The following is a 15,451-nucleotide window of genomic DNA, read 5'->3' on the forward strand; positions in this document are numbered from 1 at the left end:
CGCCTATGCCTCAGTCAGGTTACGGCTTTGTTTGTTACGCTTAGCGACTGATTTTAGGATCAGGAAGCCAACAACTGCGATCAGAACGGTATTACCCGCTGCGATGATAGACAGTTGAGTAAAGACTTTGGTAAACGGTTCTGCGTATAGAATGGTATCTAGGAATGCGGAACAGCCGTAGCCGACAACGTTACCTGCGAGAGCAAGCACGACAAATAGCGCGAAATCTTTCATTGGTAGTTCGCCTTTTTGAAGACGGTTTTTAGTCATCATAGGGAATAGACCAATAACCAACCCTACGATACCTGAACCTAATACCCACGTTAGCCATACGCCCCAACCTGCGAATAAGTCTGTTACCCAGTGACCGATAAAACCAACCAGGAAGCCAACAATCGGGCCGAACAAAACAGAAAACAGTGCTAGGACTGCCATTGCTGGTTTCAATGTCGTGTTAGCAAACACTGGGACACCAAACATAGGTAGACCACCAATGCCGTACAGTGCCGCGCCAATGGCGATAACGACGACTGTTTTCGCTGAAAAGTTCATAGATAACCTCGAATACTGAAAGATAAAGCATGATAAAGAACGAATATTCGCCATTATTAATATGCGTCTCAATGAGAACGTTTTTTAGGCAAATATGAAAAATAAGGCGCGCATTATACAGTAGAATCCTTCCATAAGGGAAGGTAAGTGTCTAGATGTCTAAAATTCCGTCTGAACGCCCAAATATCATAAAAAATGCGTGATTTTACGGTTAATTGAGCAACAAAAAAGCCAGAACAGGTCCGGCTTTTTTACTTATATTAACAATATGTTAGGTCCACTTGAGGGCCAAGTGCCGTTAATTTAGTGACCTAGAGAGCAGTGACTTAGTGATCTAGGTATAAATAATTCTGCCAGCTCTTCATGCGAATAAGGACCTTACGCATGATAGACACGTGAGTGAAGCTGTCTGAATAAACAGCAACCTCAACCGCGGTACCCATAGGCAAGTGGTATTCCGACAGATCGTCCGTTATGGATAACTTAACAAATACACGGCCGTTAGTGCGTAGGGCATCAGTACCTAATAGTGCGCCTCTGGCTTGGAATTGACTCTCTCCAATTGCTGGAATTACTTCGTCAATACGTCCTTTAAAGACTTTCCCTGGTAGCGCTCTGAATAAAAATTCAGCTTCGTAGCCAGGCTTTAGACGTTGTAATGAATTTTGTCTGAATGCTGCGGTATAGAATTTATCTTCGGTATGAACAAAAGTCATAACTGGAGCGAGAGGCAGCGGGACTGACATTACGCCAGGGCGGAGAGCTAATTGAGTCACGTAACCATCGGTTGGTGCTCTAACTACGGTTTGCTCAAGGTCGAACTTAGCTTTGCGCAATTCAGCTAACAAGCTTAAAACGGCTGTGTTCTCGCCACCTATTTCAGAATCTAAGGCTATTTTTGTTTGTTCTAGGCTAGCGTTGGCCACTTTTACCGCAGCTTCCGATGCCTTGTACGCTTGCCTGCGAGTGTCGAGTTGTTGCTCGGTAAAGGCCCCGCTGTCATAACCACGCTTATAACGAGAGAATTCACGCTGGGCTTTATCTCTCTCTGCTATCGCTTTGATTCTTGCGGCCTCTGCTTCGGCTACTTCTGATTCCATCCCAAGAGCACCTTGGCTTGCTTCTTTTACTTTAGCCTCTAATCTTGCGACTTCAGCTTCGAATGGAACAGGATCGATTTTGAAAAGTATATCCCCTTGTTTAAGAGGCTTGTTTGCCTTTACAGGCACTTCGATAACTTTGCCCCTAACGCCTGAAACGACTGGCGTTGTTGAGTAAACTTGGTTACCAATTTGCGTGAAAGGGTGGTTGTAGTTCATCAGCAGGATCAAAGTACCAATGATGATAACACCACCAAGAACAGCCGTTGGTACAGTCCACTTGTTTAGCGGGATCTTAAATACTTTGAATATGGTGATACAAAGTGCCGCATAGGTCATTATCAGCAGTAAATCCATTATTTAGCCTCCTGATCTTGAACGTTATTTGTCTCTTTCTCTAGACTGCTTTGCTTTGTACTCGCTTGCTTGAGTTGTACGATTTCTTCCTGAAGGGTACTCACTTGATCGATGAGAATATCGACGCGATGATGAATGTCGTGCTGTTCTTCTTCAAGCTTAGCGAAGCCCCAACCACGATCTTTGCGCCATAGAGTGGCCCAAATCCAGAGAAACGGCCATATTGCATGTAAGGTGAATAGGCTAACCCAACCAGAGACGTGAATAGCATCTTGATGAGGGTGGTTACGTTCTTTTGCTATTTCATAAGGAATATCGTGAATAACGATGATGCCGTAAAAGATTACTAATGCTACGAATACAAGTAAACCTAGTGCAAAGTAGTCTAAAAACATAACAGATCCTTCCAATGATAGATATTAGTTATAAATATATTACGCTATGATCCAAGTAATTGTTATAGAAATGATTTACCAAGTTGAAAATAAATGTGTTTGCTTTTAACACGAGTACTACCCTTGTGAAATCTTATTGAATCCTATTCACGTTAAGTTAGGAAGCTACTGTTATCTTGGTTGGAGTTGTCAGAACGAAATTTTGTCGTAAGCCTATTCACTCATAATTGCTCACAACCAGAAATTGAGGTGATGAAGATTACTATTTTTAGTGAAATGCATAATTACTGAGGATAAACACGGATGTATATAGGGGAATTAGCGGCCATAGGTGCTGCGATTGTATGGGCCTGCGCGACATGGATTTATGGGCAATTCGGACATCGCTTTTCAGCTATGCAACTTAACATTGTTAAGGGTATTGTGGCTTCAGGCATGATGCTGCTTGTGATGCCTTTTATCCCAATGCCTGAATTTGAACTCAGTGCCAACCATTTTTGGATATTGGCTATTTCGGGTGTTATTGGCATCGCTATTGGAGATAGTGCTTATTTTGCGGCATTGAAAAGAATCGGTGCCAATAAGACCTTATTACTTGAGTCTTTAGCTCCCCCTCTTTCTGGCGTACTGGCATTAATGTTCCTTGGCGCTGTATTGACGTTACAAAGCTGGTTTGCTGTCGTAATAACGACGGTAGCGGTGACGTTTGTCGTCTTTCAACCGTCTGGGCTAGCGAGCGGAGACTCTCTTTATAATGACAAAGTACAATGGAAAGGTATTGGATTTGGGCTTGTGGCGAGTGTGTGTCAGGCTTCGGGCGTGGTCATTTCTCATTACGCTCTTGTGGCGGGCGATCTTCCACCATTGCTAGGGGCATTGATTCGCCTGACCGTCGGTGTACTTGCTGTGATGTTTATTATTCCTTTTGTTGAGAGTAAGCCTTACTCATCTATAAAAAGAGATTTATGGGAAATGACGAAGCTCGACAAACTTTGGCTATCAGGGGCGATATTTGTTGGAACGTTTTTGGCGTTGTGGCTTCAACAAGTTGCGTTGAAAAATGCTAACCCTGCTATCGCACAAACGTTGATAGCGACTAGCCCAGTCTTTATTTTGGTGATTTATGCCTTACAAGGGGAAAGAGTCTCAAAACAGAGTGTTATTGGGACTATTGCTGCTTTAGGTGGAATCTCTCTTTTTTTCTATCAATAGTTCTTTTTCTATCAATGGGTGTATTTTTCTATAAGTAGTGGCATGCCGGTCCATTGTGACCTTAGAGGGAGTGAAGGTACAGACCGTTATTTACATAGTAAAAATACTACTCTATACATACTTGATTTCGGCCATTAGCTTTGGCTCGGTACAGAGCTTTGTCTGCTCGGTAGAAGGTGCGCTGAGTATTTTCTCCCTCGCGATGCATAGTGATACCAATACTGACGGTTAAGCCTCGCTCTCCCAATATCTCATGCCAGCCGAATTGGAAAATGCGTTCTCGATAATTTTCAGAGTGCATTTTTGCTTTTTCAAGATTGGTGTTCTCAAGAATGACCAAAAACTCTTCACCACCAAACCTGACGCATGACGCGCCTTTAAACTTAAAGTAAGAGTGTAATTCTTGAGAAACACTGACAATCGCTTTATCACCGACTAAATGGCTAAGCTCGTCGTTAATCGATTTGAAGTGATCAATATCGACAACCATCAACGCGAAAGGTGTTTCGTGCAACAGCATATCTTTAAGCTTTACATCTAACCATCGTCTGTTATGTAGGCCTGTTAGTGGATCGGTGAATACATCTTGTTGTAGTTGAGCAACTGCATTTTTATGTTGTTCAGTGGTTTCTTTCAACTCACGATTTTCTTGCTCAGACAGAATTAGCTTTAGTTGTAGCTCAAAACGCGAAAGACGGCGCAGTTGGCTCGACCCGAGTTCGCTGATCGGGATCTGTTTCATGAGATCCGTTTCAATCCGGTAGCCCTTTTTCTCATAGTTCAGTGCTTCTTGAAAGCGACCTTGATTCATACACACATCGCTCAAGGAGTCGTAGAAACGCTTTGCAAGAACGGGGGATGAGTATTCATTCACACGTTTGCTTGTATTCGAAAGAATCATGCTGGCGTATTCTTGTTTGCCATTCGCGCTGAAGCAATGCGCGAGTTCTAGACGCGTCATGATAGAAAGCCAACTCGCTTGGGTGTTGTTAGCAGAATAGTGAACTTTAGATAGGCAGCGTAGTGCATCGTGATATTTTTTCTTGGCGCGGAGCACTTTTGCTTGATAAAGCAGTATCTGAGCCGTGAGTAGCTTGTCACTTACCAAAATACTCAGTTCTTCACATTCGTTCAGTAAATCATTGGCCGCTGTAATACGGTTGAGCAACAAGAGGCTAGCCACCATATGCAGTTTGAATTTGAGTCGCAGTGAACGACTACTTATCGCATGGTCAATGCTATTTATTTTTTGGTAATAACGTAAAGCTCGGTTGTGATCACCATAGGCATCACACAGGTTGCCCATACCTAAAATGGCCATCACGTACTCATCGATGTAGCCGTATTCAACAGCGATGGACGAAGAACTTACGAATTCATTCAGTGCAGAGGTGTAATTACCTATTTCAACTAAGCGATCACTTAGGCTAGTCTTGACCGTAAGAATGTCTTCTATATCAGTGGGTAAATGCAGTAAGTCGAGAGCAAGTTTCAATTCTTCTATACTGGTTTGATTTTGTTGCAACTCAGCTCGATATTCAGAGCTGATAATATAACAGTGTGCTTGTTCTGTTTTTGTTGTTGAAACGTGCTGACGAATATGATTCCAGAATATGATCGCCTCTTCACCAGAAACTGATGATGGGTCTAAACCAGCATCCGTGATCTTGCTTAATAGGATTTCCATCATAATCTTACCTTTGCATCGTCTTCTTCAAGTTGTTCAAGAGTAAACGGGAACGTCAATATGTCGTTGAGACTAACGGTAGGTTTCGAACCTTTTAGCCCTTTTCTGTGCCATGGGTATATATCAAGCATGGTGGTAAGGGTTTGAAAAGTTTTCTCTGCGGCCTCTCCTTTTTCGGAAAGCATAAGAGCAACACGTTCTGAACTTAACCTTGAAATGAAATCGTTTTGGTTACATAAAGTGTGAGCAATTTCGGTGCAGACATCTAAGTAATCGGTATCGATGTGCTGAAACATAATAATGCTGTGGTTTGAACGTTTGAGCTCTGTTTTAAAGAGAACCAGTTGCTCCCACCAAAAGGTTTCAGAAACGACATGAGAAAGGTGTTTTTCGGGGTCATACTCATGTTGACCACGAATACGATTAATCAGCTTTCGAGCTCTCTGCTCTAATTGACGCTTTGAACTGCGTGCTTTATCTAAACCGACTCGGGTAGTTTGCTCTCGAAGCATATCGATAGAATACTGGCGATACTTTTTAAAAGCGATTAACGCCACTTTAAACTCTTGGTTTTCTTCTGCAACTAGAGACTGTTGGTAACAAATTTGACTAAGTAACTCACCGTTATCGAATTCGTTCGCAGATTGTTCGGCGAGTCTGAGTAGTTCTGCCGCTTGCTCTGGCCTTTTTCTTAGGAGCTCTAATCGAGCTCGACTGATGTAGGAGTGTGCCTTCATCCATACTAGATTGTGTTTTACTGCCAAATTATGTGCTTTGGCTGTCGCGCGTTCTGCGTCATCTATACGTTCAAGGCCAAGTAGTGCTAGACCTCTAAAATCCCATACCTCTGCATGCCAAGTATTGTCTTTATGATCTTTTAATGCTTCTTCTGCACCGTCGAGTACCGACAGCATTTCAACATAGTTGTTGAGCAGATAGTAATCCCAAGCGAGCAGTATCCTGGCTTTACCTTCTAACCAACCAATACGGCTGTTGTTAGCGACTTTCACGGCGAGCTGGTGGGTTGAGCGTGCTAGCTTATATTCATGGGTCATTCGCCAAATATTACCTAGGCCAATGAGACATTCAATTTGTATCTCCACTTCATCAACTAGCGCTGATTGTTCTAATGCATTGATCCAAAACTGTTGGGCGGAGTAGTACTTGGCTTGCCCCCAAAATTGGAGCGCGTGTAAATGGAGTATTTCAGGGAGAAAAAGATCAGTATCTAATCGGCTTTGTCGTTTGAGGGCTTCTTTGATGTACTTTAAACCTTTCTGGTAGTCCATTAGGTTCCAGCAGCATCTGGCCATTAACATCAGTGACTGGATCGCGCCCTCTTCAAACAGAACTTGCTCTGACCTAACGAGGCATTGCTGTGCAATCTCTAAGATCACCAATGGTTCAGAGTCGACGCGAGTTTTGAGTTGTTCTAGTTCTGTTTCAAGAAGGTACTGATTTTTGTCCAAGGCTTAGATCCATAATTATCGAGCATATTGATAGCACAACCATTATAAGAGTGTGATTTAGGATAAACACTAATTATCTTTCTTAGAGCATTAAAGGAACATCTATCTTTTACAATTATGGGGGATACATCATGTTGCTACTTTTAAATCAACGAGTTCCCGAATAAATCGCTACATGTTCTATTTCTATGAAAGCAGTTGCTTTAGGGTCAATGGTTGCTCCGCGACACCTAAACGTTGCGCTGCAGTAAGCCCTTGCTTATCTTGGTAGCACAGATTGTGCCAAGCTCTAAATATGTCGAGTAATGGAAGAATTCCTCCAGGACGAAGTTTACGTCTAGGTTCATTAATGAAGCTATCAAATAAGACTTGAAAACGCTGTTGATAGAACTTAGTTTGCTGTATTGAGGCGATGTTAAACCACTGTTTTGGCTCGGGATTACTACCAGTTAGGTAGCAAATTCCTTTTTGATTATAACCTTGATTTGCGATAGCCCAACGATCACGCCACCAACTCATATGAACAATGTCGATTTTTTCAAAACTTTGACCATCTTGCCAGCCCGAATCTTCCTCTACATACATAAGGTCAATATTTTGACTCTGGATGCGCGGCAAACATACGCTTAGGGCGGCAGACCTTAGTAATGGGTCTTGTGGCATATAGATAGCGACGTGTTTATTCTCATCACACATGTCAAGTACATGTAGAAAGTGAGCATAGGAGGTGTAAGGTGGTCGAACTAGCGCCCCTTTCGAAGGGTAGCTAAACGTGGTGAGGTTACCCATAGGATCCTCAACGTTTCCTCTCGCAAGAATGACTTGGTATTGCTGTTCAATGCGTTCTTTCAGTTTGTCAGAGGGCTGAGGTATTTCTAGGTTAGCTTCTGAAGAGTGTTCTTTGGATACAAAGCGCGCAACATCATCATAAGGGTTATGATCAACATTCCCTGACGGTTCTTCATTTTGAGAGTAATTAACGTGTTGGCAAAGGATATAGCCGGAATGGGCCTCGCCAGTCGCGATCCAAACGACGCCATTATTACTTTGCGGCTGCAAGCGCTGATAATGGGAAGCGAATTGATAGTCTTGAGCATGGTTAACCCATCGTGCATCTATCATCGCTAACTTGCGACGACAACGGCTCGCGATATGGTCAACATGATCGTAGAAAGTCTTAGGGTTGATATCAAGCTTTCTACAGATTTCACGTACGGAATAGCCCATGAACAATAAGCCCATAAGGTTTTCTTGAAACTGAAGTTTTTTATTGGATCCAGACCACTTGTCAACGAAGGTGGATTGACAGTCTTTGCATCGATATCTTTGCTTGTCGCCACTATAGCCAAAGGCATGATAAAGGTGCTTGTGGGTATGGACCGATAAGCCGAAATTATCGCAATCATCATTGCGACAAGCAGGAAGGCCATCGCTGTGAAGTTGTCGTAGGCGATGAAGTTCGCTTAACACTTCACGATTGTTAAGTAAGGGGGGGAAAGCTCCACACTCACGACAAACCATCGCTGGACGCTTAGGATTCGCATGTTGCAAAACATATCGTTTTGCATCGCTCAAGCCAAAGTTGTCACACGCCAATGTTTTACAAAAGTTGAGTTGTAATCCATCCGCATCTTTTGGCAGCTTGTCGTTGGACACAATCGCCCCCTCGGGGTTATTTAGGCAGCCAAGCGAACTTGGCTGCGTGGTATTGCGTTTCAAACTATCTATTAGCAAAAATACAGTTAGTGTTAGAAATGCATCTATTGTCTAATGATTAGATGTTGATTGCAGTCTCTAAAGCGACTTTCATCATGTCGTTGAACGACTTTTGACGCTCTTCTGAGCTTAGTTTCTCACCACGAATTATATGATCAGAAACTGTCAGAATAGTCAGTGCTTTAGCACCTAGATCCGCAGCAACACCGTAAATACCAGCCGCTTCCATATCAACACCAAGAATGCCTAGTTTTTCCATTTTTTCGAAAAGGTCAGCTTCTGGTGTGTAGAAAAGGTCTGCAGAAAATACGTTACCTACTTTTACTGGAACTTCCTGCGCTCGTGCTTGATTTACCGCTTCTTCTAGAAGATCGAAATCAGCGATAGCTGCGAAGTCGTGGTTGTTGAAACGAATTCGGTTAACTTTTGAATCGGTAGATGCACCCATGCCAATAACAACGTCCATTAGTTTAACGTCGTCACGTACTGCGCCACAGCTACCAACACGAATAACATTTTTGACGCCGTACTCAGCAATAAGCTCGTGTACGTAGATGCAACATGATGGAATACCCATACCGTGACCCATTACAGAAACTTTTTTACCTTTGTAAGTGCCTGTGTAACCAAACATGTTACGAACGTCACAAACTTGCTTCACATCATCAAGGAATGTTTCAGCAATGTATTTTGCGCGAAGCGGATCGCCCGGCATAAGTACTGTTTCTGCGAAATCACCAGCTTGCGCGTTAATATGAGGTGTAGCCATGGTCGTTCTCCAAAGTTTAAACGGTAATGATAGGAACTAGATTGAGTAAATTACCGATTCTGTTGAATTGAATTCATTTTGTTGAGGCAATATTAGCGAGTTAAAACGAGGCTCCATGAGATGTTTGTCACAAAATGGTTCTGCACTTACAGTTTTATTATTATAGATAACTAAATATGTTGAAATCGTAAAGGCAATCGATTTTGTGTGGTTAAATCGCTTGGAATCAAAAGAAGAACACGCATATTAAGAGCAAGATGGATATGCATTTACGTCAACTAATCATTGTAGAGACGTTTTATCAGCGATAATCTAAACTTTGATAAAAGACAAACCAAGGAATTGTATGTCCTATTGCGCTAACTCGACGCTTTTGATCTCTATGAAAACACAACTACGTAAGATCGCGCTGTTTGCCGTGAAAACGACTTTGCTTGTCGGAGTGACGACGGCTTCATCGTGGGTATCAGCGGCGACTTTTGAGTTACCTTCTGCTGAAAGTCGCATAGTAGGCAGAATACAGCAACATGAAGTCGTTGAGGGTGAAACGTTAGCGATTATTGCCAAGCAGTACGATATTGGCTTTCTTTCGTTGATGGCAGCAAACAAAGGTGTGGACCCTTTTCTCCCAAAGGTAGGTTATGTATTAAGTATTCCTAGCCGTTTTATTTTACCGGACACTCCAAGGGAAGGGATTGTCATTAACCTTGCAGAGCTAAGGTTGTATTACTTTGAGCCTACTAAAAATCTGGTCCATGTCTTCCCAGTCGGAATCGGGCGGGTGGGGCGTGATACTCCAGAAATGATCACCAAGATAAGCCAGAAAAGACCAAACCCGACTTGGACCCCTCCCAACTCAATTCGTAAAGAGTATCTAGAGAAGGGAATTGAGTTACCACGAGTGGTTCCCGCAGGGCCGGAGAATCCGCTTGGTGAATATGCATTGAGACTTGCATATGGTATCGGGGATTATTTGATACACGGCACGAACAAAGATTTTGGAATAGGCTTGCGAGTCAGTTCTGGGTGTATACGTATGGAACCTAAAGATATTGAATGGCTCTTTGAGCAGGTCAGCCGTGGTGAGCAAGTCACAATAATTGATGAGCCGATTAAAGTATCTCTCGAACCAGACAGAAGTGTGTTCGTTGAAGCGCACGAACCATTGACGAGAAGTGACGGTTCTAAGAAATCTCTACAAATTCCGGTCGAATTGAAATGGTGGCTGGAAGATGCAGAGCTGCCTAACTCAAAAGCGAAAGCGGTTATCTTTGCTCAAAACGGTGTGCCTGTTGAGATAGCACCACCTGTGATTGAGTTTTAATTCGATGACTCCTGTGGAAAGCGATACGGCTTCTCTCTCCTTGACCTTCATTTTTCTTATTTCAAATAAAAGCACCACTTCCGTCAAGAGGTGGTGCTATCTAATTACTGCTTTTTATTTCTACGACTTATTTGATTTAAAGCGCAATAGCGCTTGTATCTCAATTACTTCGTGTAAGACTCTGCAATGTTGTCGATACGGTCGTTAGCACGATCCGCTTCTTCTTTTGCTGCCATAGCGGCTGCAGATGCTTCTTGAGCCTTCATTTCAGCGGCAGCTTTGTCACTCTTAAGCGCTTCAACTTCGTTGCTTAGTTCAGCAACTTGGTTAGTCAATTGATCCATTTCTGACATTGCAGCCTCTTCTGGCTCAGAAGAACAACCAGCTAGAATGAAAACTGAGGCTGCAGCTGCGATTAATGTCTTATTCATAAGAACTCCTTGCTTATTTATCATCAAAAGATGCGCTATACATTTTTTATCATATAGTCGCTTCATTAATGATTGTAGCGACTAATTTTTTAAGCGCAAAATCAATAACTAAAGAAATTGTTAAATTTTTGAGGTAATTAGCTAGCTATCACAGTCTGTTTCATTTTTGAGATGGCGGTATTGGAATCAATTTTTGTCTCATTTAGTAGAGCTATCCCTTTGTTAGCAATGTATACAATGCTCTAGTGAACTTATAGATAACGGGATAAATTTACTGTGATCTCTATCCTTAGAAAGTACTTTCGCGGTATCATGTCACGTTAAAATAATTTTATTCAATACCATCATGACTGGAGAGTCCTTTGCACTTTAAAGATTTAGGCTTAGATAATCGCTTACTGAAGAACTTAAAACATTATGACTTTAAGAAAGCGACAGAGATCCAATCGAAAGCGATCCCTGTTGTTATTGCCGGTAAGGATCTATTGGCTTCATCAAAAACGGGATCCGGCAAAACATTGGCGTTTGTGTTGCCGATGATACACAAAGCATTAAAAACCAAAGCGTTTTCTGCTCGTGATCCTCGTGGTGTAATTTTGGCTCCTACTCGTGAATTAGCGAAGCAAGTCTACGGCGAATTACGTAGCATGCTTGGTGGCTTGTCTTATGAAGCGGCACTGATCTTAGGTGGTGAAAACTTCAACGACCAAGTTAAAGCATTGCGTAAATACCCTCGCTTTATCGTGGCGACTCCAGGCCGTCTTGCTGATCACCTAGAACATCGCTCATTGTTCCTCGATGGTGTTGAAACGCTAATCCTTGATGAAGCTGACCGTATGCTGGATTTAGGTTTCGCACCTGAATTGCGTCGCATTGCGAATGCAGCTAAGCACCGTCGTCGTCAAACGTTGATGTTCTCTGCGACGCTTGATCACGCGGAAGTGAATGGCATTGCAAATGAAATGCTAGACGCACCTAAGCGAATCTCTGTAGGTGTTTCTAACGAGCAGCACCTTGATATTACTCAGAAGTTTTACCTGTGTGATCACCTCGACCACAAAGAAGCTATTTTAGATCGTGTATTAGAAGAAGCTGAGTACCGTCAAGTGATGATCTTTACAGCAACTCGTGCCGATACTGATCGTCTAACAGAAAAATTGAACGAGAAGAAGCTTAAAGCGGTGGCCCTGAGTGGTAATCTAAACCAAACGCAACGAAATGCCATCATGAGCCAGTTCGAGCGTGCGGTTTATAAGATCTTAGTAACAACAGACGTTGCTTCACGTGGTATTGATATTCCAAATGTAAGCCACGTTATCAACTTTGATATGCCTAAGCACACGGAAGAGTATGTTCACCGTGTTGGCCGTACTGGTCGTGCTGGCAATAAAGGTGACGCGATTTCTTTGGTTGGCCCAAAAGATTGGGATAGCTTTAAGCGTGTTGAACTATATTTGCAACAAGACCTGACTTTCTCTGTGCTAGAAGGCCTAAAAGGCAAATTCAAAGGCATTAAACCACGTAAACCTGCTTTTGCTAAAGGTGCTCCAGCGAAGAAGAAAGCGAACACTCAAGCTAAGAAAACACCTAAGAAACCGGTTAAGCGCGATAAGAGCTTCCACCAGAATGTGGCTGTGGGCGATACTGTCTTTATCCCTAAGAAGAAAGTCGCACCAAAATTGGACGACGAGTAACCAATCAGTGTGAGCTAAACTGACGTAAATAAAAACCGCCGATAATGGCGGTTTTTTGTATCTGAAGCTTATTTGTATCGACTTTCGCTATTGAAGGCACCCCCAATTGAAAAAGTGAACTAAAACAGTAGAACCTTTCATTTACGTCTGACGGTCATTTCAATGATTAGAAATCGAACGTCGAGAATGAATACGCCAAGATATGATCTGCGATGTATTTGTGCGTTGCTGTCGTTGGGTGTGTAACTCCCCAAAATACATAACTGTCAGAACCATATGTAGCACAATCGTTTGTTAGGTTATGGCTTTGCAAATAGTCGGTTGATGAGCTTCTGCGAATATCCAGGCAAGCGTCACTCGCGTTTCGAAATCCATGCTGCTCTGGGTTATCAGTAATACTTGCGAAGAGTGCATTTGCGTCAAACAGTACCACGTTTTTTCCCATGCTTTGGTAATACTCGGCTTGGGTTTTGATAAATTTATTGAACTCCAAAATCTTGCCACGAACTTTGATAATTTCTTGCTCTGTCGAGTATTTGAATTGCGGAGCCTCTGTGGCATCTGGCAATGTGAACAGCAAGATATTGTTTGCCCCAGACTCTGTTAAGCGGATCAAAGCGCTGCTGAAATCGGCTTTGACATCAGCGACTTCTCGGTTGTAATTCATGAAATCATTGAGGCCAAACTCTAGAGTAAACAGTGAATTCTCCGGACGATAGTTTTTCGCTAATTTCATATAGGTTAAGTACGACGTTACCTGGTCATAAACGCCAGTCAGCGCAACGTATTGATTAGTCCCGGCCGCTCCACCGACAGCCCAATTATACAACGGGACATCTTTGGCTTTTGCTAAATACTCAGTCCAGACGAGCCCGTTTGAAAAATGGCCTAAAAACCATGAGTTAGCATTGGGGAAAATCCATTGAGAGCCATTAAATAGGTTCCCTGTATCTGAAAGGCTATCACCAAAAGTGACAATGCGATTAATGGCATTGGATTGAACAACGTTATCGTTGGTCCAGATGGAGTGGTTGTAAGAGAAGCGATTGTCTGCCGCAAAGTAGGTGATATCTGCGACATCATGTTGGATGTCGAGAGTTTGTTCACAACGCTCTTTGATTTCGGATTGAGGTACATCGCTGTAGAACATGTTTTTGAAGGAAACAGAAGACCACCAATATCCGTTAATCGTGTAATCATCGCCATTTTCTTTTTTTGCCCATTGCCAATCTGTACCTGGAGAGTCGTGCGATGCATCGGTTCGGTACCAACATCGAACATACGAATAGGTTTCTGAACCCTGTGTGCTGAGAACCTGCGCAGATGTGATGGATTGCGGTGTTGGCACCGAATCTTCAGTTGCATAAGCACCAAAAGGTATAGTTAACGCGAGTATTAAAGCGGTATTTTTCATCACTGGATCTCTTGTTGTATTTAGGTAAGCCAAACAAAGACGTTGTTGCTTGTTTATAATTGAACATCTGTGTAACTGGTACGACCTATACCTAAAATCAATAACTTACGTCAATGCATTCGGGCTTGTTTCGATTCATAACTGGCATAAACATCAAATTTTCAACGAGTTTTCAGTTGTGCAATCACCAAGGTAAGAGACGCAATGTGCTAATTTATCTTTTGTCTTACGAGTAACAATTATCGATGTTAATTGCAGCTGTTTAATTTAAGTTAGAAATCACAAATATCGATCCCTTATTTTTTATTTTACAAAATTATAACCTACGGTTCTTTTACTCATCAGAGGTCTAATCTGTTTAAGGAAAGAACATTGAAAAAGATATTCATTTGGGTAATTACCTACCTATTTTGCTTTAGTGCCTATGCTGGTACGAGTGCTTCGGCATTGGAAGCAAGCGGTTACACTGAAACGAAATATCCTATTGTGTTAGTACATGGGTTATTTGGTTTTGATACCTTGGCTGGTGTTGATTACTTTTATGGCATACCAGAATCTCTAGCAAAAGATGGCGCGAGGGTATACGTCGCTCAGGTATCGGCGACCAACAGCTCTGAAGTTCGAGGAGAGCAGTTACTTGCTCAAGTTGAAACGCTTATAGCAGCGACGGGGGCGAGTAAGGTTAATTTGATAGGGCATAGTCATGGAGGACCGACAGCCCGTTATGTGGCATCAGTTCGCCCTGATCTCGTTTCGTCTGTTACGAGTATCGGTGGTGTCCATAAAGGCTCAAAAGTGGCCGACCTAGTACGTGGAACTGTCGCAGAAGGCTCACCAACAGAAGATATTGCCGTTAAGCTAGCTGGTGGGTTAACGACACTTATTAACTTGTTGTCTGGTGGTTCAGACCTAGACCAAGACGGGCTTGCTTCCCTAGAAGCCCTAACGACAGAGGGCTCATTGGCGTTTAATCAGTTTTACCCTGAGGGGGTTCCTACCTCTGAATGTGGTGATGGTGAGTGGCAGGCGAGTAATGGCGTTTATTACTATTCGTGGACAGGGTCATCCACTTTTACCAACCTTCTTGATCCTACCGACGGAGCGATGACAATCCTTGGCTTAGCCTTCAATGAACCGAATGACGGACTAGTGGGAGCATGCAGCGCGCATTTAGGCAAAGTGATAGGGGATGACTACAAAATGAATCACCTCGATGAGATCAATGGAATGCTGGGTATTCATCACCTGTTTGAAACCGATCCGGTGACTTTATATCGTCAACACGCTAATCGATTGAAGTTAAGTGGCCTGTAGTTCGCAGTGTCATTGAT

Annotated in this window: 13 protein-coding genes; 4 read left to right on the top strand and 9 right to left on the bottom strand. The window is 42.7% G+C overall.

Translation table 11 applies throughout. From position 1 onward, the window contains the following. Positions 1-3: 3 nt before the first annotated feature. From OCV24_RS16860 to OCV24_RS16870, 3 genes are all read right to left on the bottom strand, one after another. On the bottom strand, positions 4-552 hold the full coding sequence (locus OCV24_RS16860) for an ECF-type riboflavin transporter substrate-binding protein (RefSeq protein ID WP_046223195.1): 549 nt from the start codon (positions 550-552) through the stop codon (positions 4-6). 326 nt (positions 553-878) lie between these two features. Then, positions 879-2,009, bottom strand: a complete 1,131-nt coding sequence (locus tag OCV24_RS16865; RefSeq protein WP_017057879.1) for an HlyD family secretion protein — start codon at positions 2,007-2,009, stop codon at positions 879-881. Next, positions 2,009-2,404, bottom strand: coding sequence for a DUF3302 domain-containing protein (locus OCV24_RS16870; RefSeq protein WP_017057880.1), 396 nt, complete (start codon positions 2,402-2,404; stop codon positions 2,009-2,011). Before OCV24_RS16870 ends, OCV24_RS16865 begins: the two co-directional genes overlap by 1 nt. Positions 2,405-2,707: 303 nt before the next feature. On the opposite strand from OCV24_RS16870, the gene OCV24_RS16875 reads away from it, so the two are divergent. Beyond that, entirely contained in the window at positions 2,708-3,616 is a 909-nt protein-coding gene (locus tag OCV24_RS16875) for a DMT family transporter (protein WP_017057881.1), read from the top strand. Positions 3,617-3,722: 106 nt separating this feature from the next. Here OCV24_RS16875 and OCV24_RS16880 read toward each other — a convergent pair whose 3' ends face one another. The 4 genes from OCV24_RS16880 to deoD form a co-directional block, all read right to left on the bottom strand. Further along, positions 3,723-5,303 carry a GGDEF domain-containing protein gene (locus tag OCV24_RS16880; RefSeq protein WP_150877746.1) on the bottom strand — a complete coding sequence of 527 codons (1,581 nt, stop codon included), beginning with the start codon at positions 5,301-5,303 and terminating at the stop codon, positions 3,723-3,725. After that, entirely contained in the window at positions 5,303-6,772 is a 1,470-nt protein-coding gene (locus tag OCV24_RS16885; RefSeq protein WP_150877491.1) for a hypothetical protein, read from the bottom strand. Before OCV24_RS16885 ends, OCV24_RS16880 begins: the two co-directional genes overlap by 1 nt. 186 nt (positions 6,773-6,958) lie before the next feature. Beyond that, positions 6,959-8,428, bottom strand: coding sequence for a hypothetical protein (locus OCV24_RS16890; RefSeq protein ID WP_060469274.1), 1,470 nt, complete (start codon positions 8,426-8,428; stop codon positions 6,959-6,961). 118 nt (positions 8,429-8,546) lie between these two features. Continuing rightward, complete coding sequence (gene deoD, locus OCV24_RS16895) at positions 8,547-9,257, bottom strand: purine-nucleoside phosphorylase (protein WP_017057885.1); 711 nt, start codon at positions 9,255-9,257, stop codon at positions 8,547-8,549. 346 nt (positions 9,258-9,603) lie between these two features. Here deoD and OCV24_RS16900 point away from each other — a divergent pair, with 346 nt between their 5' ends. Beyond that, positions 9,604-10,581, top strand: a complete 978-nt coding sequence (locus OCV24_RS16900; RefSeq protein WP_077681277.1) for a L,D-transpeptidase family protein — start codon at positions 9,604-9,606, stop codon at positions 10,579-10,581. Between the two features lie 164 nt (positions 10,582-10,745). Here OCV24_RS16900 and OCV24_RS16905 read toward each other — a convergent pair whose 3' ends face one another. After that, positions 10,746-11,012: an Lpp/OprI family alanine-zipper lipoprotein gene (locus OCV24_RS16905; RefSeq protein ID WP_017057887.1), complete on the bottom strand. Its 267-nt coding sequence runs from the start codon at positions 11,010-11,012 to the stop codon at positions 10,746-10,748. Between the two features lie 362 nt (positions 11,013-11,374). Here OCV24_RS16905 and OCV24_RS16910 point away from each other — a divergent pair, with 362 nt between their 5' ends. Then, the gene (locus OCV24_RS16910; protein ID WP_017057888.1) at positions 11,375-12,706 is read left to right on the top strand and encodes a DEAD/DEAH box helicase; all 1,332 of its coding nucleotides are present in this window, start codon (positions 11,375-11,377) and stop codon (positions 12,704-12,706) included. Between the two features lie 166 nt (positions 12,707-12,872). Here the strand turns inward: OCV24_RS16910 and OCV24_RS16915 are convergent, their stop codons facing one another. Beyond that, positions 12,873-14,120 (bottom strand): SGNH/GDSL hydrolase family protein, encoded by a 1,248-nt coding sequence (locus OCV24_RS16915; protein WP_150877489.1) that lies wholly within the window; start codon positions 14,118-14,120, stop codon positions 12,873-12,875. 372 nt (positions 14,121-14,492) lie between these two features. Between OCV24_RS16915 and OCV24_RS16920 the strand changes: the two genes are divergently transcribed. Beyond that, entirely contained in the window at positions 14,493-15,434 is a 942-nt protein-coding gene (locus OCV24_RS16920) for a lipase family alpha/beta hydrolase (RefSeq protein ID WP_275658592.1), read from the top strand. The last annotated feature ends 17 nt before the right edge of the window (positions 15,435-15,451 follow it).

Source organism: Vibrio kanaloae, assembly GCF_024347535.1.
Taxonomy (GTDB): domain Bacteria; phylum Pseudomonadota; class Gammaproteobacteria; order Enterobacterales; family Vibrionaceae; genus Vibrio; species Vibrio kanaloae.